At 71.4% G+C, this 23,830-nt stretch carries 19 protein-coding genes and 1 other RNA gene; 15 read left to right on the top strand and 5 right to left on the bottom strand.

Annotation, left to right across the window (positions count from 1 at the left end; genetic code table 11):
* The 5 genes from D3272_RS19630 to D3272_RS19610 all read right to left on the bottom strand — a co-directional run.
* Nucleotides 1-1,730: DNA translocase FtsK 4TM domain-containing protein (locus tag D3272_RS19630; protein WP_165361425.1), on the bottom strand; the 1,730-nt coding region annotated here is incomplete at its 3' end.
* Nucleotides 1,731-2,077: 347 nt separating this feature from the next.
* A complete protein-coding gene (locus D3272_RS19625) occupies nt 2,078-3,640 on the bottom strand; it encodes an ammonium transporter (RefSeq protein ID WP_129220904.1) in 1,563 nt (520 codons plus the stop codon).
* Between the two features lie 34 nt (nt 3,641-3,674).
* Nucleotides 3,675-4,013, bottom strand: a complete 339-nt coding sequence (locus tag D3272_RS19620) for a P-II family nitrogen regulator (RefSeq protein ID WP_129220903.1) — start codon at nt 4,011-4,013, stop codon at nt 3,675-3,677.
* Between the two features lie 210 nt (nt 4,014-4,223).
* A complete protein-coding gene (locus tag D3272_RS19615; RefSeq protein WP_129220902.1) occupies nt 4,224-5,120 on the bottom strand; it encodes an acyl-CoA thioesterase in 897 nt (298 codons plus the stop codon).
* Nucleotides 5,121-5,135: 15 nt separating this feature from the next.
* The gene (locus D3272_RS19610; RefSeq protein WP_129220901.1) at nt 5,136-5,456 is read right to left on the bottom strand and encodes a DUF1476 domain-containing protein; all 321 of its coding nucleotides are present in this window, start codon (nt 5,454-5,456) and stop codon (nt 5,136-5,138) included.
* A gap of 440 nt (nt 5,457-5,896) precedes the next feature.
* Here D3272_RS19610 and purC point away from each other — a divergent pair, with 440 nt between their 5' ends.
* The 15 genes from purC (at nt 5,897) to murB (ending at nt 23,747) form a co-directional block, all read left to right on the top strand.
* A complete protein-coding gene (purC, locus tag D3272_RS19605; protein ID WP_129220900.1) occupies nt 5,897-6,691 on the top strand; it encodes a phosphoribosylaminoimidazolesuccinocarboxamide synthase in 795 nt (264 codons plus the stop codon).
* 672 nt (nt 6,692-7,363) lie between these two features.
* Nucleotides 7,364-8,668 (top strand): nicotinate phosphoribosyltransferase, encoded by a 1,305-nt coding sequence (gene pncB / locus D3272_RS19600; RefSeq protein WP_129220899.1) that lies wholly within the window; start codon nt 7,364-7,366, stop codon nt 8,666-8,668.
* A gap of 148 nt (nt 8,669-8,816) precedes the next feature.
* Nucleotides 8,817-9,238, top strand: an RNA gene (rnpB, locus tag D3272_RS19595) — RNase P RNA component class A.
* Between the two features lie 593 nt (nt 9,239-9,831).
* Nucleotides 9,832-10,323 carry a division/cell wall cluster transcriptional repressor MraZ gene (locus tag D3272_RS19590; RefSeq protein ID WP_129220898.1) on the top strand — a complete coding sequence of 164 codons (492 nt, stop codon included), beginning with the start codon at nt 9,832-9,834 and terminating at the stop codon, nt 10,321-10,323.
* On the top strand, nt 10,323-11,390 hold the full coding sequence (rsmH, locus tag D3272_RS19585) for a 16S rRNA (cytosine(1402)-N(4))-methyltransferase RsmH (protein WP_129220897.1): 1,068 nt from the start codon (nt 10,323-10,325) through the stop codon (nt 11,388-11,390). Before D3272_RS19590 ends, rsmH begins: the two co-directional genes overlap by 1 nt.
* Before the next feature lie 3 nt (nt 11,391-11,393).
* Nucleotides 11,394-11,786 carry a cell division protein FtsL gene (gene ftsL, locus D3272_RS19580; RefSeq protein WP_129220896.1) on the top strand — a complete coding sequence of 131 codons (393 nt, stop codon included), beginning with the start codon at nt 11,394-11,396 and terminating at the stop codon, nt 11,784-11,786.
* A gap of 7 nt (nt 11,787-11,793) precedes the next feature.
* Nucleotides 11,794-13,563: a peptidoglycan D,D-transpeptidase FtsI family protein gene (locus D3272_RS19575; protein WP_129220895.1), complete on the top strand. Its 1,770-nt coding sequence runs from the start codon at nt 11,794-11,796 to the stop codon at nt 13,561-13,563.
* Nucleotides 13,560-15,062, top strand: a complete 1,503-nt coding sequence (locus D3272_RS19570; protein WP_129220894.1) for a UDP-N-acetylmuramoyl-L-alanyl-D-glutamate--2,6-diaminopimelate ligase — start codon at nt 13,560-13,562, stop codon at nt 15,060-15,062. The genes D3272_RS19575 and D3272_RS19570 overlap by 4 nt, the downstream gene beginning before the upstream one ends.
* A complete protein-coding gene (locus D3272_RS19565) occupies nt 15,059-16,489 on the top strand; it encodes a UDP-N-acetylmuramoylalanyl-D-glutamyl-2,6-diaminopimelate--D-alanyl-D-alanine ligase (protein WP_129220893.1) in 1,431 nt (476 codons plus the stop codon). The genes D3272_RS19570 and D3272_RS19565 overlap by 4 nt, the downstream gene beginning before the upstream one ends.
* A 109-nt stretch (nt 16,490-16,598) precedes the next feature.
* Nucleotides 16,599-17,675, top strand: coding sequence for a phospho-N-acetylmuramoyl-pentapeptide-transferase (mraY, locus tag D3272_RS19560; RefSeq protein WP_129220892.1), 1,077 nt, complete (start codon nt 16,599-16,601; stop codon nt 17,673-17,675).
* Between the two features lie 4 nt (nt 17,676-17,679).
* The gene (gene murD, locus D3272_RS19555; RefSeq protein ID WP_129220891.1) at nt 17,680-19,101 is read left to right on the top strand and encodes a UDP-N-acetylmuramoyl-L-alanine--D-glutamate ligase; all 1,422 of its coding nucleotides are present in this window, start codon (nt 17,680-17,682) and stop codon (nt 19,099-19,101) included.
* 22 nt (nt 19,102-19,123) lie between these two features.
* Nucleotides 19,124-20,299, top strand: a complete 1,176-nt coding sequence (locus D3272_RS19550; protein ID WP_129220890.1) for an FtsW/RodA/SpoVE family cell cycle protein — start codon at nt 19,124-19,126, stop codon at nt 20,297-20,299.
* Nucleotides 20,296-21,411 (top strand): undecaprenyldiphospho-muramoylpentapeptide beta-N-acetylglucosaminyltransferase, encoded by a 1,116-nt coding sequence (gene murG, locus D3272_RS19545; protein WP_245496682.1) that lies wholly within the window; start codon nt 20,296-20,298, stop codon nt 21,409-21,411. The genes D3272_RS19550 and murG overlap by 4 nt, the downstream gene beginning before the upstream one ends.
* Nucleotides 21,412-21,423: 12 nt before the next feature.
* Nucleotides 21,424-22,833: a UDP-N-acetylmuramate--L-alanine ligase gene (murC, locus tag D3272_RS19540; protein ID WP_129220889.1), complete on the top strand. Its 1,410-nt coding sequence runs from the start codon at nt 21,424-21,426 to the stop codon at nt 22,831-22,833.
* Nucleotides 22,830-23,747, top strand: a complete 918-nt coding sequence (gene murB, locus D3272_RS19535) for a UDP-N-acetylmuramate dehydrogenase (RefSeq protein ID WP_245496681.1) — start codon at nt 22,830-22,832, stop codon at nt 23,745-23,747. The genes murC and murB overlap by 4 nt, the downstream gene beginning before the upstream one ends.
* The last annotated feature ends 83 nt before the right edge of the window (nt 23,748-23,830 follow it).

Below are 23,830 nucleotides of genomic sequence, written 5' to 3'. Positions count from 1 at the left end.
TCGCGCACCGCCCATTTCAGGGCCACGACGGCCTTCTTGGGGTCGGTGACGACGGGCGTCAGCAGGTGCGGGATGCCGTCGTAGACGCTGAGCTCCAGCATCTTGGGGTCGATCATGATGAGCCGGCACTGCTCGGGCTTCAGCCGGTACAGGATCGACAGGATCATGGTGTTGATGGCGACAGACTTGCCCGAGCCGGTGGTGCCGGCGACGAGCAGGTGCGGCATGCGGGCGAGGTCGACGATGACGCTTTCGCCGCCGATGGTCTTGCCGAGCGCGATGGCGAGCTTGTGCTTGGACTCGACGAAGTCCTCGGAGGCCACGAGTTCGCGCAGGAACACGGTTTCGCGCCGCTGGTTGGGCAGCTCGATGCCGATGACGTTGCGGCCCTGAACCACGGCCACGCGGGCCGACACCGCCGACATGGACCGGGCGATGTCGTCGGCGAGGCCGATGACGCGGCTCGACTTGATGCCGGGGGCGGGCTCGAGCTCGTAGAGCGTCACCACCGGGCCGGGGCGCACGTTGATGATCTCGCCGCGCACGCCGAAATCCTCCAGCACGCTTTCCAGCAGGCGCGCGTTCTGGCTGAGCGCGTCTTCCGACACGATCGCGGTGGCGCCGTGGCGCGGCTCGGTGAGGATGCCGGGCGCCGGCAGGTCGTAGCCGCCGGAGCGGGCATCGCGGCCCTGGCGCGGCGCGGCACGCGACGGGGCGGCGGCGGCGGCCATGCGCGACAGCACGGAGGTGGCTTCGGGCCGCCCGGCGGGCGGACGCGGGGCGACGCGCTCTGCCGTATCGGCGTCGCCGGCGCCGAAGGAGGGCTCGCGGCGCCCGCGCTCGTCGCGCGGCCGGGACGTGGCCTGGAAGCTCGGCTCGACGCGCCCGTCGCGGGCCGCGACGCCGGCACCCGCCAGCCCGGCCGTGGGCGCCGAACCGGCCGGCACCGGCGTGGCCCAGGGCGCCCCGGCATCGGCGCCGCGGCGGACCAGGCGGGTGAGGGCCGCCTTGGCGCTGAGGCCGGCGTGGATGGCCGCGCCGAGCGACACGATGCCCATGCCGGGCTCGCCGTCCGCATCGTCCTCGAAAGGGCGGCGCGTGGTCTTGGGGACCGGCACCCAGTCATAGGCGCCGGCGACGTCCTCGTCCTCCTCCTCGCCCGGCGGGGGCTTCAGGCCGAAGCCCGCGGCGGCCGTCAGGGACAGGATGGCCACGCCGGCGCAGACGAGCGCGACCAGCATCAGCATGGGCTCGGAATGGCCCAGCAGGCGGCGCGGCAGCGCCAGGATGCCGTCGCCCACGATGCCGCCGAGGCCGCTCGGCAGCGGCCAGCGGTCCGTAGCCGGCAGCGAGGAGGCCAGGGCCGTGGCCCCGGAGGCCCCGGTCGCCAGCAGGACGAGCCGCAGCCGCGCATGGTCCAGCCGATGGCGAGACAGCAGCGTGAGGCCCCAGCAGAAGATCGGCGGCAGGATGGCCACGATGGCGATGCCGACCATCTGCATGACGAGGTCGGCCAGCACGGCCCCGGGCGGGCCGGCGAGGTTGCGGACCGGACCGCCGGCGGCGTGGTTCCAGCTCGGGTCGTGGACCGACCAGGTGGCGAGCGCGAGGCTCACGGCCCCGATGCCGCCGAGGAGCAGGAGGCCGGCGAGTTCGGCCAAGCGCCGGGCCAGGAACTCGCGCGCGGGCTCGGGCAGGAGGTCGATCGGCGAAAATGTGGAGATGCGCACGGGCGGCCCGGGTTCAGTCCCATGGATCGGACCGGCCGCCCCGCGGCGGGCGTCGTCGGTTCTCACCTCCGTCGCGCAAGCCCCGAGCCTCCGTCCGACACTGACGTTAGGTCGATATGCTTAAGGGTCCGTCACCGGCCGCCGCGGCGGCGGCGCGGCACCGGGGTGGAGCGGGGCGGCGGACCGCGCGGGGACGGCCTCGACGCGCCAGGCCCGACCGTAGGTCGTTCAGAGAAAGGAAGGCCCGACCGCAGGTCGTCCCAAGAAAGGAAGGCCCGACGGAAGGCCGTCCGAACGCGAAAGGGCGGCCCGCAGGCCGCCCTCCCGATTACGCCCGACCGCTGCGGTCAGTAATTGTAGGCGCGCTCGCCGTGTTCGGCGATGTCGAGGCCTTCGCGCTCCTTCTCGGGAGCGACGCGCAGCCCCACCACCATGTCGACGATCCAGTACAGGATCGCCGATCCCGCACCCGACCAGACCAGCGTGGCGATGACGGCCTTGAGCTGGATCAGCACCTGCTGGCCCATGTTGTAGTCGCCGACGTTGCCGTGGGCGAAGTTGGTGTAGTCGGTGATGCCGGTGCCGCCGAGCGACGGGGACACCAGGATGCCGGTCATGATGGCGCCGAAGATGCCGCCGATGCAGTGCACGCCGAAGACGTCGAGGGCGTCGTCGTAGTGGAACTTCTCGCGGATGACCGCCACGAAGAACCAGCACAGCGGGCTCACCAGCAGGCCCAGCACCACCGAGCCCATCGGGCCGGCGTAGCCGGACGCCGGGGTGACGGCCACGAGGCCCGCCACCGCGCCCGACGCCATGCCGAGCAGGGACGGACGGCCCTTGATCATCCACTCGACGAAGAGCCACGACATGGCGGCAGCGGCGGTCGCCACCATGGTGTTGACGAAGGCCAGGGCGGTGGTGCCGTTGGCTTCGAGGTTGGAGCCGGCGTTGAAGCCGAACCAGCCGACCCACAGCAGCGAGGCGCCGATCATCGTCATGGTCAGCGAATGGGGCGGCATGGGCTCGCGCGGGTAGCCGAGGCGCTTGCCGATCAGCAGGCAGCCCACCATGCCGGCGATGCCGGCGTCGATGTGCACGACGGTGCCGCCCGCGAAGTCGAGCGCGCCCGCCTGCGCCAGCCAGCCGGCCGACCCCGTGATGCCGTCGAGCTTGGCCTGGGCGACCTTCTTGGCGGCGTCGTCCGTCGCGGCCGCGACGGCCTTGGCGGCGGCGGCGATGTCGTCCGGGGCGGCCGTGGCCCAGACCCAATGCGCGACCGGGAAATAGATGATGGTGACCCACAGCGTCATGAAGATCAGCACGGCGGAGAACTTCATGCGCTCGGCGAAGGAGCCGATGATGAGGGCCGGCGTGATCATGGCGAAGGTCATCTGGAACACCATGTAGGCGTATTCCGGGATGACGGTGCCGTTGGAGAAGGTCGGCACGGTGCTGTCCGGCGTCACGCCGGCCAGGAAGGCCTTGTTGAGGCCGCCGATGTAGGGCGACCACGAACCGCCGTCGCCGAAGGCCAGCGAATAGCCGTAGAGCACCCAGATCACGCCGACGAGCGACACGATCATGAAGACCTGGGTCAGCACCGACAGCATGTTCTTCGTGCGCACGAGGCCGCCGTAGAACAGGGCCAGGCCGGGCACCGACATCATCAGCACCAGCGCCGACGAGATGAGCATCCAGGCCGTGTCGCCGGGGTTGGCCTTGATCACCGCGACGGCGGCGGGGCCCGCCGCGACGGCGGTGGCGGACGCTTCGGGGGCCGGGGTCTGTGCCAGGGCCGAGCCGGCCATGACCAGCAGGGACAGGGCGGCCAGGCCCAGTGCCGATCGCATTCGAGGCGACTTCGCCAAAGGCAATGTCGCGGAAGGCGACGGGTTCGTGAACGTCATCGATGGTCTCCGGTGAGCGGGGTCTCGGGGTGGATCAGAGGGCGTCGGCGTCGGTCTCGCCCGTGCGGATGCGCACGGCCTGTTCGAGCGTCGTGACGAAGATCTTGCCGTCGCCGATCTGCCCGGTGCGCGCCGTCGCCGTGATGGCGTCGACGACCTGGTCGAGCAGTTCGGCCGGGACCGCGACCTCGATCTTGAGCTTCGGCAGAAAGCTCACGGCATATTCGGCACCGCGGTAGATCTCGGTGTGGCCCTTCTGGCGGCCATAGCCCTTGACCTCGGTGACGGTGAGGCCGTGGACGCCGACGGCCGTCAGGGCGTCGCGGACCTCCTCCAGCTTGAAAGGTTTGATGATGGCCGTGACAATCTTCATCGCGATGTTCCTCGGTTACCGGCCCCGCCCGTCCGCACGCGCATGACGGACGTGCGGGGACCTCCGCCACGCGAGACCGTGCGACGGCGTGGCGCGCCTCTTTCAAGGCTCGTGCCAAACATTAGCCACGGCAAAGCCCAAGGCCGCCCTCGGGAGGTCAGGATCGGCAGCGTCCAGAATGTGGCAAAGGGAAGGCGTTTTGCCTAATATTTAGGCAGTTTCGGCGCTCGTTGCGTCCTGCGGTCGGCGCAGGCGGATCAGGCCTTCCTGGGCCACCGAGGCCACGAGGCGACCGGCCCGGTCGAACACCGATCCCCGCGCGAAACCCAGGCTGCCGGAAGCGCTGGGACTGTCCTCGGCGTAGAGCAGCCAATCGTCGACCCGCAACGGGCGGTGGAACCAGAGCGCGTGGTCGAGGCTCGCGGCCTGGACGTCGGGGTCGAACACCGAGCGGCCATGCGACACCAGAGCCGTGTCGAGCAGCGTCAGGTCGGACATGTAGGCCAGCACGGCCGCGTGGAGCGCCGGGTCGTCGGGCAGCGGCGCCGTCGCCCGCATCCAGATCGCCTGCCGCGGCGGGCGGGCCAGGGGCGGCTTTGCGGAAAAGCGGCCGAGGTCGACGGGGCGGAGTTCCACCGAAGCGTCGCGGCCGAAATAGGCCCGCACCGCGGGCGGCAACGCGCCCGCACGGCCGGCCGCGATGTCGGCGGCGCTCGGCAGGGCTTCCGGCGGCGGCACGTCCGGCGCGTCGATCGCATGGTCGAGCGCGTCGGGCTCGGCCGCGTGGAAGGAGGCCGACATGGCGAAGATCGGCCGCCCGTGCTGGTGCGCCACGCAGCGCCGCGTCGAGAAGCTGCCACCGTCGCGCATGCGCTCGACGCCGTAGGCGATCGGCGCGGCCGGGTCGCCCGGCAGCATGAAATAGCCGTGCAGCGAATGGACCGGGCGCGCCGCGGAGGTCCGCCCCATGGCGACCAGCGCCTGGGCGATCACCAGCCCGCCAAAGATGCGGCCGCGGCCGAGGTCGGGGCTGAGCCCGAGGAAGCGGTCGGGCCCGTCCGCGGCGAGATCGAGGAGGGCGACGAGGTCGGCGAGGGTGAAGGCCAAGGTGCCGGGCCTGGTTCAGTCGTGCTTGACGTGGTCGATGGCGCTGGCCAGCATCTCGTCCATGCGGTGGCGGATCTGATGGTCGGAGACGGCGACGCCGTGGCGGGCGAGATCCTCCCGGACCTTGGCGATCACGGCTTCGGTGCCGCCCTTCTCGACGGACGCCATGAGCACCTGGCTGGCATAAAGGTCGGCCGCCTCGCCCGACTGGCCGAGCTGCCCGGCCGCCCACAGGCCGATGTCGCGGTTGCGGCGGGCCTGGGCCCGGAAGGCCAGATCCTGGTCATGGGCGAAAAGGTTCTCGAAGGCGCGCTCACGGTCGTCGAACGTCGTCATCGGTGGTTCTCCTGTGCGGTGCGCCGGCACCCCGGGCGGGGCGCCACGCCACCAACGCGCATCTTGCGACGGAGATGCGCGGCACACATATGCCGCAGCGCTCGCGGGCGGCGCGCCGGCCATCGCTTCGGCGCTCTCGAGCCGACGATGCCGCGCTCGCCTCGCGGGCTGCGCGAAGGCGCCGACGGTGGGAGCGCCCTCGCCGATCCTCGAGTGACGACCTCCGCCCCGGCGGTGCCGCCGATCGCCGGAGGCGCCGGGATCGGGCCCGCCAGGGCGCCCGCACCGCACCGGCGTTGTGCCGACCGGTGCAATCCGCTAAGTTTGGGTGTGGTCGGCTTGACAGGGCGATCGATGCCCTCTGCCGTTCGCGGCTTTGATGTTGCAACACGCCGCGCGAGGTCGCTCCGACGCGCTCGGCTCAGGAGCCCGGCCGACCCATGGATTTCCTCAAGCCCCGGTTGACTCCAATGAACCGCCGCCGTCGCATCTATGAGGGAAAGGCCAAGGTCCTCTACGAAGGACCCGAGCCCGGTACCCTGATCCAGCACTTCAAGGACGACGCCACGGCGTTCAACGCCAAGAAGCACCAGATCATCGACGGCAAGGGTGTTCTGAACAACCGTATCTCGGAATACATCTTCCAGCACCTGAACAACATCGGCGTGCCGACGCATTTCATCCGTCGGTTGAACATGCGCGAGCAGTTGATCAAGGAAGTGGAGATCATCCCGCTCGAGGTCGTGGTCCGCAACGTTGCGGCGGGGTCGCTGGCGACCCGGCTGGGCATCGAGGAGGGGACGCAGCTCCCGCGCTCCATCATCGAGTTCTATTACAAGAACGACGCGCTCAACGACCCGATGGTGTCGGAGGAGCACATCACCGCCTTCGGCTGGGCTTCCCCGCAGGAGATCGACGACATCATGGCGCTGGCCATCCGGGTCAACGACTTCCTGTCCGGCCTCTTCCTCGGCGTCGGCATCCGCCTCGTCGACTTCAAGATGGAGACGGGCCGCCTGTGGGAAGGCGACCTGATGCGCATCGTCGTGGCGGACGAGATTTCCCCCGATTCGTGTCGGCTGTGGGACGTGAAATCCAGCGACAAGATGGACAAGGACCGGTTCCGCCGCGACCTCGGCGGCCTCGTCGAAGCCTATACCGAAGTGGCGCGGCGTCTCGGCATCATGCAGGAGAACGACGCGGCCCGGACCACCGGACCGCAATTGGTGCAGTGACGCCCGGCGGCCTCGCCCTCGCCGCCTGCGGGGCGAGTGCCGCCAACCGCGCCTTCCGGATGAAATGATCGGCACCGGGCCTGCATTTTCGTCATGGCTGCCTTGCTATTGCGGGATGGATGGGCTTTAAGACGGTTCAACGACGCCGCACGGCGCATCCGCCGGAGCGCGGCATCGAGAAGACCGCCCGAGGGTGGCCCAGGGTCTAGGGAGGAAACGCCCACAAGGGCGACGCGGCATCGACGATGCCAGGGCCAGGAGCCCGTCGAAGCCGGTGGTGCGGAGTGCACGACCGGCTTTTTCCGTCTCGAGGCCCGGCCGCTGGACGGTCCGGAGCCTGCCCGGCACGAGCGGGGGCTCGCCGCCGCATGCGCGCCGGCGCCCGGCCGGTTCGGGCCGATCGCCATGGCCAAGGCAGTTCCCACCCGTCCGATCCTGCTCTAGGCTTGACCCCGCCTCTTCACGGGCTGTCTTGAACCGGAGTGCCGCGGCGCCGAGCCGAGGGACCCCAGCCTCACGCGGGCCACCACGCGGCGGAGGTCGGGCCGGCCCTCCGACGGGCTGCGCCGCCCATCCCGGCGGGCCCGCATCGCAAGTCCGGAGTGCCGCCGCCGGCGGCGGGGCGCTCCCGGGGTCGCATCCCGCGACGCCGAAGCGCAACCGGGTCCCACCATGACGACCACCGACCTCGCCAAGCGCGTCTACGACCACACCTGGAAGCTCGACCCGATCGTCCGCAGCCTCCTGGACACGGACTTCTACAAGCTGCTCATGCTGCAGATGATCTGGGGCCTCTACCGGGACCAGCAGGTCACCTTCTCGCTCGTCAACCGCACCACATCGGTCCGGGTGGCCGAGGAGATCGACGTCGCCGAGCTCCGGGACCAGCTCGACCACGCGCGCTCGCTCACGGTGAGCAAGAAGGAGATGATCTGGCTGGCCGGCAACAGCTTCTACGGCCGCGCCCACATCTTCGAGCCGAGCTTCCTGTCGTGGCTGGCCGACTACAGCCTGCCCGACTACGACCTCGCGATCCGCGACGGTCAGCTCGAACTCAGCTTCTCGGGGTCCTGGGTCGACGTCACGCTCTGGGAGATCCCGGCGCTGGCCATCATCAACGAGTTGCGCTCGCGCGCCGCCCTGAAGGGTCTCGGACGGTTTCAGCTCGACGTCGTCTACGCCCGCGCCAAGGCCAAGCTGTGGAGCAAGGTCGAGCGGCTGCGCAACCTGCCGGATCTGCGCATCTCGGACTTCGGCACGCGCCGGCGGCACAGCTTCCTGTGGCAGCGCTGGTGCGTCGAGGCTCTCAAGGAAGGGCTCGGCGACTCCTTCTCGGGCACCAGCAACGTGCTGCTCGCCATGGACAACGACCTCGAGGCGCTCGGCACCAACGCCCACGAGCTTCCCATGGTGCTGGCGGCGCTGGCGCGGGACGACGCGGCGCTGCGCCGGACGCCCTACCAGGTGCTGGCCGACTGGCGCAAATACTACGGCGGCAACCTTCTGATCGTATTGCCCGACACGTTCGGCACGGCGCCGTTCCTGCGCGACGCGCCCGACTGGGTGGCGGACTGGACCGGGTTCCGCCCCGACTCCGCCCCGCCCATCGCGGGCGGCGAAGCCGTGATCGCGTGGTGGCGGGCGCGCGGGCGCGACCCGCGCGACAAGCTGCTGGTCTTCTCGGACGCCCTCGACGTCGACACGATCGAGAAGGCCTACCACCACTTCCACGGCCGCGTCCGCATGAGCTTCGGCTGGGGCACCAACCTGACCAACGACTTCGCCGGCTGCGCCCCGACGCCCAACGGCAACCTCAAGGCCATCTCGCTGGTGTGCAAGGTGACGGACGTGGGCGGCCGGCCCGCCGTGAAGCTCAGCGACAACCCCGGCAAGGCCCTGGGCCGGCCCGAGGAGGTCGCCCGCTACCTGCGGGTCTTCGGCTCCGCCGGCCACGTGGCCCAGCCCGTCCTGGTCTGAATCGATCCCGCCTTGGGCGCGTTCGTCCCAGCTTTGGATCGAGAGCGGTCCCATCGGCTCGGATCCGCCGAAACGGTCCCGAGCATGCCGGTACCGTTGCGGGCCATCGGTCCTTCCCTTCCCGCCGCCGCTGCAGTAGGGACGGGGGCCAGCCGGCCGGACGGCCGTCGCGCCGCCCCTCGGGACGGCGCGGAGGAAAGTCCGGGCTCCACGGAAACACGGTGCCGGATAACGTCCGGCGGGGGTGACCCCAGGGAAAGCGCCACAGAAAGCAGACCGCCCGGCACGGGAGCGATCCCGCGTTCGGGTCAGGGTGAAAGGGTGCGGTAAGAGCGCACCGCGGCGGCGGCAACGTCGACGGCACGGCAAGCCCCACCGGGAGCAAGATCGAATAGGGGCGACGGGACACGGGGCGGCCATGCCGGCCCGCGGTCCAACCCGTTTCCGGGCTGTCGCCCGGGTTGATCGCTCGAGGCGGCCGGCAACGGCCGTCCCAGAGGAATGGTCGTCACGCGCCAGGGTTCACGCCCGGGCGCCATACAGAACCCGGCTTACAGGCCGGCTGGCACCCCTGACCGCTCGTCTCGCCGGGCGGGACCGCGTCGCAGAAGCCCGCGCGCCGGGTCCGGCATGGGATCGCGCCCCACCCCGGCATGGGACGGTGCCCCACCGGAGGCCGAAAACGGCCCGGAGGCGCCTTCCAAAACCCAAGACGACCCTCGGCGGCATTTGCCTGTGGATAATCGCGGCCCGGCCGGCGGCCAGGCAGCGGCACAGGCCGGCCGAAGGCCCCGCGTGGCGCGGGCCCAGGTCGACCCGCGGCACGATGGCGCCGATCCGCCGCGGCCGCCTGATATCGTTTCAGATTCGGCAACCTGCCCCAAGGGACCGCGCTGCCGGCGCCAGACGAATCGCTCGATAAAGCCCGCCTTTCCGCAGGGTCGGCAACACCTTTTTAACCCTAAGCGGGTCTTACTGGACCCTGGCCCCCCAGATCGCGCGCGGGGGCTTTCGTTGACGCCCATGGGGTCCCATGCTATCCCAAATCATCCCGTCAGTGACGAGCATCCGAGACCCGATCGTGGACATCCCCCGCAGGATGACACGGCCGTGCCCCGCATCGCTCGCCGGACGGGACGGTCACGACCGGGACAGAGGGGATTTTGGATCGCTTCGTCTCGCACTTCACCAACCGGTTGGATGCCAAGGGTCGCGTGTCGATCCCGGCACCGTTCCGGGCGGTGCTGGGGCGGGACGGTTTCGACGGACTCTACGTCTATCCCTCGCTCTATTCCGATGCGGTGGATTGCGGCGGCCATGCCCTGCTTCGAGAGATCGACGCCTTGCTGGCACCGCTGTCGCGCTATTCCGAGGAATGGGACGCCTATGCGTCCACGCTCCACGGGGAAAGCGAACTGCTGAAGGTGGACGGGGAGGGCCGCATCGTCCTCACCGAAGCCATGAAGGTCCACACCGGCATCGCCACCGAGGTGACGCTGGTGGGCCAGGGGCACAAGTTTCAGATCTGGGAGCCGGGACGGTTTCGCGCGCATTTGGAAGAGGCCAGACGCCGAGTGCGCGACCACCGAAAACAGCTCAGCTCCGGACATGCGGCGCAGATCACCGCGCCGCAGCCTCTTGGAGCACGGGACTGATGTCGGATCGCGGCCCGGGGGACCACTCGCAAGGGGGTCACCCGGCCGCCGGCGGACCGATCCGGCATCACCCCGTGCTCCGCGAGGAGGCCCTGGCGTCCCTCGTCCTGCGTGACGGCGGCTGTTACGTCGACGGCACCTTCGGCGCCGGCGGCTACACCCGCTCCATGCTCCACCATCCCGGCACCCGCGTCGTCGCCCTCGACCGCGACCCGACCGCCATCGCGGGCGGCGCCGCCCTCGCGGCCGCCGAACCGCGCCTGACTCTGGTCGAGGCCCGCTTCGCCACGCTCGGCGACGTCGCCGAGCAGCTCGCCCTGCCCCCGCTCGACGGCGTGGTGCTGGATATCGGCGTCTCCTCCATGCAGTTCGACCAGGCCGAACGCGGATTCTCCTTCCGCTTCGAGGGGCCGCTCGACATGCGCATGGGCGGCGACGGCACCACGGCCGCCGACATCGTGAACGGGGCCGACGAGGGCGACCTCGCCGACATCCTGTTCCGCTACGGCGACGAGCGCGCTTCGCGCCGCATCGCCCGTGCCATCTGCTTCGACCGCAAGTCCGCGCCCTTCACGTCGACGCGACAGCTCGCCGAGATGATCGCCCGCGTGATGCCGGGCAAGCCGGGCGACATCCATCCGGCCACCCGCACGTTCCAGGCGCTGCGCATCGCCGTCAACGACGAGCTCGGCGAACTCCACGACGCGCTCGAAGCCGCCGAGCGGCTGCTGGCCCCCGAGGGCCGGCTCGCCGTGGTCACCTTTCATTCTCTCGAGGACAGGATCGTGAAGCGCTTCCTCCAGGCCCGCGCCGGGCGGGGCGAGGGCGGCTCGCGCCACCTGCCCGCCGGGGCCGCCCGCCCGCCCGCGACCTTCGCGCTGCCGGGCCGCCAGCCCGTCGTGCCGTCGGCCGCCGAGGTCGAGGCCAATCCCCGGGCCCGCTCCGCCAAGCTGCGGGTCGGGGCCCGCACGGCGGCGCCCGCCTGGACGCCCGACCCCGCGGCACGCGCCGCCGTCACGGTGGCGTGGGCGGGCCGCGCCGCCCCCCCGTCCGCCAGGAAGGGTTGACCCGTGCTGCGCATCCTCAACGTCCTCGCCGTCGCGGTGCTGATCGGCTCGGCCGTCTACGCCTATTCGGTCAAGTACGAGACCATCCTCTACGCCGAGCAGATCCTGAAGACCCGACACCTGATCGGGGCCGAGCAGGACGGCATCGAGAAGCTCAAGGCCGAATGGGCGATCCTCACCCGCCCGGACCGGCTGGCGGCGCTCGCCGACCACGGCCTCGGCCTGCAGCGCCTGTCGCTCGACCAGATCGTCCAGGCCACGGATCTGCCCGATCCGCCGCCCAAGGTGGATTCCATCGGGCGCAAGCTCGACTCGCTCGGGCTCGGGGAGCCGACCGCGACCCCGAGCGACAAGAGTGCCGGCGGCTCCGCCGCGACCCCGTCCTCCGCGAGATAGCGCCCGCATGACCGGCTCCCCCGACCCCCGCGCCGACCGCCCCCGGCCCGCGCCCGGCCTTTTCGCGAAAGCGCGCGTCTTCGTGCGCGACGTGTGCACGACGCGGCTCGACAAGAGCGGCTTCCGGCTGCGCCTGCTCGGCCTCGCCTTCCTGTGCGTCTACGGGCTGATCGACGGCAAGCTCATCAAGCTCGGCCTCAGCAAGGAAGCCCCGGCGGGGCTGAAGGCCGCGGCCTCCGACGCCGTCTCTGGCGCCAGGCCCGAACTCCTCGACCGCAACGGCGGCGTGCTGGCGCAGGACATCAAGACCATGTCGGTCTTCGCCGAGCCGCGCCGCCTCATCGACAAGGACGAGGCCGTCGAACTCCTCACCGCCGTGCTGCCCGACGTCGACGCCACCGACCTCCGGAAGCGCCTGGGCTCCCGCAAGGGCTTCGTGTGGGTCAAGCGCGGCGTCACCGACAAGCAGCAGCAGGAAGTGTTCCGCCTCGGCCTGCCGGGCGTCGGCTTCCTGCCCGAGAACAAGCGCATCTACCCCAACGGCCCGGTGGGAGCCCATGTGCTGGGCTTCACCAACACCGACAACCAGGGCATCGCCGGCATCGAGAAATGGGTCGACAACCAGGGGCTCGGCGACCTCAAGGGCGCGGGCTTCGACGTCACCCCGCAGGACCTGAAGCCCATCTCCCTGTCACTCGACACCAAGGCCACCTTCGCGGTGCGCGACGAGCTGCTGAAGGGCATGGCGCGCTTCCATCCGCAGGCGGCCTCGGGCGCCATCATGGACGTCAACACGGGCGAGATGATCGCCTACGTGTCGCTGCCCGACTACGACCCCAACAACCCCGTCGACGCGCTCAAGCCCGACCACATCAACCGGCTCAACGTCGGCACCTACGAGATGGGCTCGACCTTCAAGGCCATCTCGATCGCGATGGCGCTGGAGCTCAACAAGGTCACGCTGAAGAGCACCGTCGACACGACCGGCAACCTCCGCTACGGGCGCGCCACCATCCACGACTACGAGAAGATCAACCGTCCGCAGACGATCCCGGAGGTGTTCATCCACTCGTCGAACATCGGAACCGCCAAGATGGTGATGATGGTGGGGGTGGACGGCCACAAGACCTTCCTGCGCAAGATGGGGGAGCTGACGCGCCTGCAGACGGAGCTGCCCGAGACGGCCTCCCCCCAGATCCCGCCGCATTGGGGCGTGCTGAACTCCATGACGATCGCGTTCGGGCAGGGCCTGAACGTCACGCCGCTCCAGGCCATCATGGCGGTGGGGGCCCTCGCCAACGGCGGCTACCTGATCACGCCGACCTTCCTGAAGCGTGACGGGGACGCCCGGGACGAGGCCAAGCGCGTGGTCCGCCCCGAGGTGTCGGAGGACCTGCGCTACCTGATGAGGCTCAACGCGACGCTGGGCTCGGCCAAGAAGGCCAACGTCCCCGGCTATTTCGCCGGCGGCAAGACCGGAACGGCCGACAAGCTGATCAACGGCCACTACGCCAAGAACCGGGTCAACACGACCTTTATGTCGGTGGTGCCGGCCGACCACCCGAAGTACCTGTTCTTCGTGATGATGGAGGACCCGCAGGCCGCCGAGGGCACCTATGGCTTCCACACGGCGGCCTGGAACTCGGGCGACGTCTGCGGCAAGATCATGGAGCGCGTCGCGCCGCTCCTCAATCTGCCGCCCAACCTGAACCTGCCCACCGACCCGTTCCCGGCCGTCGCCAAGCTCGGCATCGGCATGGACACGGTGCTGAGGTGAGGCTCGGCGACCTTCTGCCCGGCGCCGGACTGGCGCCGGAGTTCGCCGCCCGGGAGGTCGCGGGCCTCACGGCCGACAGCCGGGCCGTCGCGCCCGGCTTCGCCTTCTTCGCCGTGCCGGGCACCAAGGGCGACGGGCTGGCCTTTGCCGCGGCGGCGGCGAAGGCGGGCGCCGCGGCGATCGTCGCCGAGCGGGCGCCACAGGGGTGGGCGCAGGGTTCGGCGCCGGTCGTGCTGGTGCCGGATGTCCGCCGGGCCCTGTCCCTGAGCGCGGCCCGGTTCCACCCGGGGCAGCCCGCCACCGTGGTCGCCGTCACCGGCACCAGCGGCAAGACGTCGGTGGCGGCCTTCGTGCGCCAGATCTGGGCGGCGTCGGGCGCCTCGGCGGCATCGATCGGCACGCTCGGCATCGTGGCGCCGGACGGCGCCGTCAATGGTGCAAAGACGGCGCCGGACGGCGCCGTCCAGGGTTCGCTGACCACGCCGGATCCGGTGGCGCTACACGGCGCGATGGACCGTCTCGCGCGAGCCGGCGTGACCCACCTCGCGCTCGAAGCCTCGTCGCACGGGCTGGACCAGCACAGGCTCGACGGCGTGCGGCTCGCGGCCGGCGCCTTCACCAATTTATCGCGCGACCACCTCGACTACCACGCCAGCCTCGACGCCTACCTCGCCGCCAAGCTGCGGCTGTTCGGCGACCTGCTGGCTCCCGGCCGGCCGGCCGTGATCGATGCCGACGGCGACGCGGCCGAGCGCGCCGTCGCGGCCGCCCGCGCCCGCGGCCTCGCCGTCGTCACGGTGGGGCGGCGCGGCGACGGCCTGCGCCTCGTCGCGGCCGAGCCCGACGCGGACGGCACGCAGATCCGCATCGCCTGCGACGCCGGCCTGTGCCCCGGCGCCGGCACGGTGGCGCTGCGGCTGCCGCTCGCCGGCCTGTTCCAGGTGTCGAACGCGCTGGTCGCGGCCGGCCTCTGCCTGGCGACCGGCAGCGCCCCGGACGACGTCTTCTCGGCGCTGCAGCGGCTCGTCGGCGCGCCCGGCCGGCTCCAGCGCGTGGGGGCCCGCAACGGCGCCCCGATCTTCGTCGACTACGCCCACAAGCCCGACGCGCTCGAGACGGTGCTGCGCACGCTGCGCCCCTACGCGCCGGGCCGGCTCGTCGTCGTGGTGGGCTGCGGCGGCGACCGGGACACCGGGAAGCGGCCGCTGATGGGCGAGATCGCGCATCGCCTCGCCGACGTCGTCGTGGTGACGGACGACAATCCCCGCTCCGAGGACCCCGCGGCCATCCGGGCCGCCGTGCTGGCGGCGGCGCCGGGCGCGCGCGAGATCGGCGACCGCGCCGAAGCCATCGCCCACGCCGTCGCGCTGCTGGACGGCGGCGACGTCCTCGTGGTGGCCGGCAAGGGGCACGAGACCGGCCAGACGGCGGGCGGCATCACCCTGCCCTTCTCCGACATCGACGCGGTTTCGGCCGCCCTCGCCAGGATGCCCGCATGAACGACGCCCCCCTCTGGTCCGGGCTGGGCCTCGTCACCCGCCTGCAGGCCCGCGTCAGCGGCCTGCCGCCGGTCGACGGCATCGCCGGGCTCTCGATCGACACCCGCAGCGTGAAGGCCGGCGACCTCTTCTTCGCCATCCGGGGCGACGTGCACGACGGCCACGACTTCGTGCGGGCGGCCTTCGCGGCCGGGGCCGCGGCGGCCGTGGTGGACGAGGCCCATGCCCCGGCGCTGGCCGGCCTGCCCTGCCTCTACGTCGTCGACGACGTGCTCGCCGCGCTGGGCCGGCTCGGCGCCGCGGCCCGCGACCGGTCGGACGCCCGCGTCGTCGCCGTCACGGGTTCGGTCGGCAAGACCTCCGTCAAGGAAGCGCTGCGCCTCGTCATGGCCGATGCCGGCACGACCCATGCCTCGCCGGCCTCGTTCAACAATCACTGGGGCGTGCCGCTGACGCTGGCGCGGCTGCCGGCGGAGGCGCGCTACGCCGTCTTCGAGATCGGCATGAACCACGCCGGCGAGATCACGCCGCTCGTCGCCCTGGTCCGCCCCCACATCGCGCTCGTCACCACGGTGGCGGCGGCCCACCTCGAGCATTTCGCCTCCGTGGACGAGATCGCCGACGCCAAGGGCGAGATCTTCTCGGGCGTCGTGCCGGGCGGCGTCGCCATCCTGAACCGCGACATCGACACCTACGCGCGCCTGCGCCGCCATGCCGAGGCCTCCCCGGCGCGCCACGTCCTGACCTTCGGCCAGCACGAGGAGGCCGACGCCCGCCTCGTCGCCTGCACGCCGACCCGCGAGGGCTCGGACGTTTCGACCCGCGTGCTCGGCCGCCGGGTCGACTTCCACCTCGGCGCGGCCGGCCTGCACAGCGCCGTCAACGCGCTCGGGGTGCTGCTGGCCGCCCGCGCGGCGGGCATCGACGTCGATTCGGCGGCGGCATCGCTCGGCCGCTACACGGCCGGCCACGGCCGCGGCGCGAAGTCCCTCCTGCAGCTCGGGGGCGGGACCGCGACGCTGATCGACGAAAGCTACAACGCCAACCCCACCTCGATGCGGGCCGCCCTGGCTGTCCTCGGCGCCACCGCCCCGTCGGGCTCGGGCCGCCGCATCGCCGTGCTGGGCGACATGCGCGAGCTCGGCCCGGAAGCCGAGCGCCTCCACGCCGAACTCGCCGAGGACGTCCTCGCCGCCGGCGTCGACCGGGTCTATGCCGCCGGCCCGCTCAGTCACGCCCTGTTCATGCGGCTGCCCCCCGAACTCCGAGGCTTGTGGGGCGAAGCCGCCACGGCTATCGAAGGCGCCCTCGCGGACGGCATCGGGCCCGGCGACGTCGTGATGGTGAAGGGCTCCAACGGGAGCCGGATGGGGCCGGTCGTCGCCGCCCTCAAGGACCGGTTCCGCGCGAAAACGGCCGGTCGCTGAAGGACGTCATGCTGCTGCCGGCCCATCCCCATTCGAAGCTGCGAGCCCGTTCGCGGACTCACGTCGAGGCTCCGCTTCGACCACGGCCCGACAGGCCCTAAGGACGGACATGCTCACCTGGCTCACCGAACTCTCCGGCTACTTCAGCCCGCTGAACCTGTTCCGGTACCTGACGTTTCGAACCATCGGCGCCACCGCCACGGCGGCGCTGTTCGTGTTCTTCTTCGGCCCCGGCATCATCGCGGCCCTGCGACTGAAGCAAGGCAAGGGCCAGCCGATCCGCACCGACGGCCCCGACCACCTGAAGAAGCGCGGCACGCCGACCATGGGCGGCCTCATGATCCTGTCGGGCCTACTCGTGTCGACGCTGCTCTGGGCCAACCTGCGCAGCCCCTACGTGTGGATCGTGCTGCTGGTGACGCTCGGCTTCGGCATGATCGGCTTCTATGACGACTACCTCAAGGTCACGAAGCAGACCCACGCCGGCTTCTCCGGCAAGGCGCGGCTCGCCATCGAGGCGCTGATCGCGCTCGTCGCCTGCTGGGCCATGGTGGCGGTGGGACCGGCCAACACGACCGGCCTCGCCCTGCCCTTCATCAACGGCTACGTGTTCGACCTCGGGATCTTCTTCATCGCGTTCGGGGCCTTCATCATCGTGGGCTTCGGCAATGCCGTGAACCTGACGGACGGGCTCGACGGGCTCGCCATCGTGCCGGTGATCGTCGCCATGGGCACGTTCGGCATCATCTCGTATTTCTCGGGCAACCTGCTCTACGCCACCTACCTCGGCATCAACCACGTCCCGTTGACGGGCGAACTCCTCGTCGTGGCGGGCGCGGTGGCGGGCGCCGGCATCGGCTTCCTGTGGTTCAACGCCCCGCCGGCGCAGATCTTCATGGGCGACACCGGGTCGCTGGCGCTCGGCGGCCTCATCGGCACCGTGGCGGTGGCGGTGAAGCACGAGATCGTGCTGCTGATCGTGGGCGGGCTCTTCGTCGTGGAGGCGCTGTCGGTCATCGTGCAGGTCGGCTCCTTCAAGCTCACCGGCAAGCGGGTGTTCCGCATGGCTCCGATCCATCACCATTTCGAGAAGCTCGGCTGGTCCGAACCGCAGATCGTGATGCGCTTCTGGATCATCTCCTTCATCCTGGCGCTGCTCGGCCTGTCGACCCTGAAGGTCCGGTGACGCGATGACGCCCGTCACGCATTGCGCCGGGCGCCGCCTCGCCCTCTTCGGCCTCGGCGGCTCCGGCCTCGCCACCGCCGACGCGCTGCGGGCGGGCGGCGCCGAGGTGCTCTGCTGGGACGATGCCGAGCCGGCCCGCGACCGGGCCGCGGCCGCCGGCCACGCGGTGGCGGACCTCCGCGCCATCGACTGGTCGGGCATCGCCGCCCTGGTGCTCACCCCCGGGGTGCCCCTGACGCATCCCGAACCGCACTGGTCGGCGACGTGTGCGCGGGCCGCCGGCGTCGAGATCCTCGGCGACGTCGAACTCTTCTGCCGCGAGCGGGCCGCGATCGCGCCCGGCGCCCCGCTCGTCGCCATCACGGGGACCAACGGCAAGTCCACCACCACGGCGCTCACCGCCCACCTGTTCCGCGCCGCCGGCCGGGACGTGCAGATGGGCGGCAACATCGGCACGGCCGTGCTGGCGCTGGAGCCGCCGGCCGCGGGCCGCCTGCACGTGCTCGAAGTCTCCTCCTACCAGATCGACCTCGCGCCCGGCCTCGCCCCCACGGTCGGCATGCTGCTGAACCTCAGCCCCGACCACATCGAGCGCCACGGCAGCTTCGAGAACTACGCGGCCGTGAAGGAGCGCCTGATCGAACGCTCCGAATGGTCGCTGGTCGGCGTCGACGACACCGCCTCGGCGGAGATCTACGAGCGGGCGGTCGAGCGCGAGATGCGCCTGCATGCCCGGCACCTCGGCCCCTCGGGGCGCCACCTGCCCGTGTCGGTGCGCCAGGACCTGCCGACCGGCGTGTCGCTGTCGGGCCGCCACATGATCCTGATGCGGCCCTACGACGGGCGCGAGCGCCTGCTCGGCGGCGTCGACGGCATCGCGACGCTGCGCGGCCTGCACAACGGCCAGAACGCCTGTTTCGCCGCCGCCTGCGCCGACCTGCTCGGATTGCGGGGCGCCGACGCGCATGTGATCCAGAGCGGTCTCAACGGCTTCCCGGGATTGCCTCACAGGATGGAGGAGGTCGGCCGGATCGGGAACACGCTGTTCGTCAACGATTCCAAGGCCACCAACGCCGACTCGGCCGAGAAGGCGCTGCTGTCCTTCGACCGCGTCCACTGGATCCTCGGCGGCGTGCCGAAGGCGGGCGGCATCGCGGCGCTGGCGCCGCTCTTCGACCGGGTGCAGCGGGCCTATCTCATCGGCGAGGCCGCCGACGACTTCGCCCGCACGCTCAGCGGCCGGGTGCTCAGCCGGCGCTGCGGCACGCTCGAGAAGGCCGTGGCGGCGGCGGCCGAGGATGCCCGGCAAGCTTCGGGTAACCAAACCGTGTTGTTCTCGCCGGCCTGCGCCTCCTTCGACCAGTTCACGAACTTCGAGGCGCGGGGCGACGCCTTCCGGGCGCTCGTCGCAGCCCTGCAGACCTGACGCGGCGTTCCAGGAGTTTCGCATGATCTCGCGCGCTGAACGCTCCGTGTTCGCGGATTGGTGGTGGACGGTGGACCGGTGGCTGCTCGCCGCCATCGGCCTCCTCGTGGTGCTCGGCATCGTGCTCACCATGGCGGGCAGCCCGCCGGTGGCGGAGCGGCTCGGCCTGTCGACCTTCTACTTCGTGCACCACCAGGTCATGTTCCTGGTGCCGTCGCTGTGCCTGCTGCTCGCCACATCCTTCCTGCAGCCCCGGGACGTGCGGCGGGCCGGCCTCGTGGTGTTCCTCGGCGGCATGGCGCTGATCGGCGCCGCGCTGGTCTTCGGCCACGAGGTGAAGGGCGCCCGCCGCTGGATCTTCGGCGTGCAGCCCTCGGAATTCGTCAAGCCCGCCTTCGTGATCCTGGCCGCCTGGGCCTTCTCGGAGGGGGCGCGGCGGCGCGACGTTCCGGGCAACCTCATCGCCCTGCTGCTGCTGCCCCTCACCATCGTGCCGCTGATCCTGCAGCCCGACTTCGGCCAGACCATGCTGATCTCGCTCGTCTGGGCGGCGCTGTTCTTCATGGCCGGCCTGCACTGGTTCTGGGTGGGCGGCATCGGCGGCATGGGCGCCGTCAGCGTCTTCGTCGCCTACAAGCTCGTCCCCCACGTGCGCGACCGCATCCTGCACTTCCTCGACCCCTCGAACGGCCCCGGCGCCACCGACACGTTCCAGGTCGACACGGCGGTGGAAAGCTTCGTGTCGGGGGGCTGGCTCGGCAAGGGCCCCGGCGAGGGCACGGTCAAGCGCGTGCTGCCCGACGCCCACACCGACTTCATCTTCGCCGTCACGGGCGAAGAGTTCGGCCTGCTGTTCTGCATGTTCCTCGCCGGGATCTTCGCCTTCATCGTGCTGCGCGGCCTGCTGCTGTCGTCGCGCAACGACGACCCGTTCTGCCGCTTCGCCACCGCCGGGCTGGTGACGCTGTTCGGCATCCAGAGCTGCATCAACATGTCGGTGAACCTGCACCTCATGCCCGCCAAGGGCATGACGCTGCCCTTCATCTCCTACGGCGGCTCGTCGATGATCTCGCTGGCCCTCGCCATGGGCTTTCTCGTGGCGGTGACGCGCAAGCGGCCCCGCGCCGCCGTCATCGACCCCGTGCCCTACCGCCGCGGCGAGGAGCCGGACGGCGCCCTCGGGGCCGGCGCGCCGTGACGGCGCCGTCGGGGGACCGGCCCGTCCTGCTCGCCGCCGGCGGCACGGGAGGCCACCTCTTCCCGGCCGAGGCCCTGGCCCGCGCCCTCGCGGCCCGCGGCGTTCCGGTCGAACTCATGACGGACGACCGCGCCCTGCGCTACGGGGTGGACTTCCCGGCCCGCGCCCTCCACGCCGTGCCCTCGGCGACGCCGCGGGGCGGCTCGCCCGTCGCCAAGGCGGCGGCGGCCGGGCAGCTGTCGCGCGGCGTGCTGGCGGCCTGGCGCCTGATCGGGCGCATCCGGCCCGCCGTCGTGGTGGGCTTCGGCGGCTATCCGACGGTGCCGCCCATCGTGGCGGCCTCCATCCGCTCGGCCCCGATCGTGCTGCACGAGCAGAATGCCGTGATGGGCAAGGCCAACCGCTTCGTGGCCAACCGGGCGACGCGCATCGCCACGGGCTTTCCCGGCCTCGGCCGGGTGCCGGATTCCATCGCCGCCAAGGCGAGCTTCACCGGCAACCCGGTCCGGCCCTCGGTCGTGGCGGCCTCGGGCCGCGCCATGCCGGACCTGATGCAGGGCGGCGCCATCTCGCTGCTCGTCACGGGCGGGTCGCAGGGGGCCCGCGTGATGTCCGACATCGTGCCGGCCGCCGTGGCGCTGCTCGACGGCGACGCGCGGGCGCGGCTCCGCATCGTCCAGCAGGCACGGGGCGAGGACGAGGCGCGGGTGCGCCAGACCTACGACGGGCTCGGCCTCGCCGCCGAGGTGATGCCGTTCTTCGCCGACCTGCCCGACCGCATGGCGGAGGCCCACCTCGTCGTGGCCCGCGCCGGCGCCTCGACGGTCAGCGAACTCGCCGTGATCGGCCGCGCCGCCGTGCTGGTGCCCTTCCCGCATGCGCTCGACCAGGACCAGGCCGCCAACGCCGCCGTGCTGGCGGCGAGCGGCGCCGCCGTGGTGTGCGAACAGCCGCTGTTCACGCCCGAATGGCTTGCGGAAGAGCTCTCGCGCGTGTTGAACGACCCCGCGGAACTGCTCGTGCGCGCCGATGCGGCGCGCCACGGCGGACGCCCGGACGCCGCCGAGCGCCTGGCCGACCTCGTCCTCGCCGTGGCGGAGGGCAATGTTTAGGGACCGATACGCATGAAACTGCCGCGCGAGCTCGGCCCCATCCACTTCGTCGGGATCGGCGGCATCGGCATGTCGGGCATCGCCGAGGTGCTGAACACGCTGGGCTACAAGGTCCAGGGCTCGGACGCGGCCGAGGGCGCCAACGTGCAGCGCCTGCGCGAGAAGGGCATCCCGGTCGCGGTCGGCCAGAGGGCCGAGAACCTCGGGGACGCCGAGGTCGTGGTGGTGTCGACCGCCATCCGCCGCGACAACCCCGAACTCGCCGCCGCCCGGGAGCGCCGCATCCCCGTCGTGCGCCGCGCCGAGATGCTGGCCGAACTGATGCGCCTGCGCCAATGCGTGGCGGTGGCCGGGACCCACGGCAAGACCACCACGACCTCGCTGGTCGCCACCCTGCTCGACGCGGGCGGCTTCGACCCCACGGTCATCAACGGCGGCATCATCAACGCCTACGGCACCAACGCCCGCCGCGGCGAGGGCGAATGGATGGTGGTGGAGGCCGACGAGAGCGACGGCACCTTCCTGAAGCTCCCCGCCGATGTGGCGGTGATCACCAACATCGACCCCGAGCACCTCGACCACTTCAAGACCTTCGACGCCATCAAGGAGGCCTTCCGCACCCTGGTCGAGAACCTGCCCTTCTACGGGTTCGCCGTGATGTGCCTCGACCATCCCGTCGTGCAGGAGCTGGTGGGCCGCATCGAGGACCGGCGCGTCGTCACCTACGGCGAGAATCCGCAGGCGGACGTGCGGCTGCTCGACATCGACCTCAAGGGCGGAGTATCGCGCTTCAACGTCCTGGTGCGCGACCGCAAGACGGCCTCGGCCCGCTACATCGAGGACGTGGTCATGCCGATGCCCGGCCACCACAACGCCATGAACGCCACGGCCGCCATCGCGGTGGCGATGGAGCTCGGCGTGCCCATCGACACGATCCGCGACGCGCTGAGCGGCTTCGGCGGCGTGAAGCGCCGCTTCACCCGCGTCGGCGAATGGAACGGCGCCGCCATCTTCGACGACTACGGCCATCACCCGGTGGAGATCGCCGCCGTGCTGCGGGCCGCCCGGGCCTCGACGCGCGCCCAGGTCATCGCCGTGGTGCAGCCGCACCGCTACACGCGGCTACAATCGCTGTTCAACGACTTCGCGACCTGCTTCAACGACGCCGACGTCGTCATCGTGGCGGACGTCTACCCGGCCGGCGAGCAGCCCATCGCCGGCATGGACCGCGACGGTCTGGCGGCCGCCGTCAAGGCGCACGGCCACCGCAACGTCGTGGCGCTCGAGGGGCCGGCGGCGCTCGCCGGCGTGGTGCGGACCCTGGCGAAACCCGGCGACTACGTGGTGTGCCTCGGGGCCGGCAACATCACCCAATGGGCCTATGCGCTGCCGGGCGAGCTCGCCGCGGGGGACGTCGCGTGAGCCTCGCCGACGACCTCCGCCCCCGCCTGCCCGAGCTGCGCGGCCGCCTGACGGCCGGCGACAGCCTCGCGGCCCTGAGCTGGTTCCGCGTCGGCGGACCCGCCGAAGTGCTGCTGGTGCCGGCCGACGAGGCCGACCTCGCCTACGCGCTCGCCCGCATCCCGGCCGAAGTCCCGGTGACGGCGCTGGGCCTCGGCTCCAACGTCATCCTGCGCGACGGCGGCGTGCCCGGCGTGGTGGTCAAGCTCGGGCGCGGCTTCGGCTCCATCGCCATCGAGGCCGGGCACCGCGTGCGGGCCGGCGCCGCCGTGCCGGACGTCAAGGTCGCCCGCGCCGCCGCCGATGCCGCCATCGACGGCCTCGCCTTCTTCCGCGGCATCCCGGGCTCGATCGGGGGCGCGCTGCGCATGAACGCCGGCGCCCACGGCGGCGAAACCACGGACGTGCTGGTGTCGGCTCGCGGCGTCGACCGCGACGGGAGCCTGCGGGTCTTCGACCGGGACGCCATGGGCTTCACCTACCGCCATTGCGCGGCACCGGCGTCCATCGTCTTCACCGAAGCCCTGTTCCAGGGACGGCCGGGCGAGCCCGCCGCCATCCAGGCCGAGATGGATCGCATCACGGCGGCCCGCGAAGCGTCGCAGCCGATCCGCGAGAAGACCGGCGGCTCGACCTTCAAGAACCCGCCCGGCGGCAAGGCCTGGCAGCTGATCGACGCGGCGGGTTGCCGGGGGCTCGCGGTCGGCGACGCCCAGATGTCGGAGATGCACTGCAACTTCCTCATCAACCGCGGCAAGGCCAGCGCGGGCGACATCGAGGCGCTCGGCGAGGAGGTGCGGCGGCGCGTGCGCCAGCACAGCGGCACGAGCCTCGAATGGGAGATCAAGCGGCTCGGCGTGCCGAGGGTCGCGTGAGGCACCGGGCGCACCGGGACGCTCGCGGCATCGGAGCGGCCGGCAATCGCCCGCCCCGCCTTTAAGATTTCGGAAACCATCTC

Origin of the sequence: Lichenibacterium ramalinae (assembly GCF_004137085.1) — a bacterium.
GTDB lineage: Bacteria > Pseudomonadota > Alphaproteobacteria > Rhizobiales > Beijerinckiaceae > Lichenihabitans > Lichenihabitans ramalinae.
This window is presented reverse-complemented; position numbering and strand designations above follow the sequence as displayed.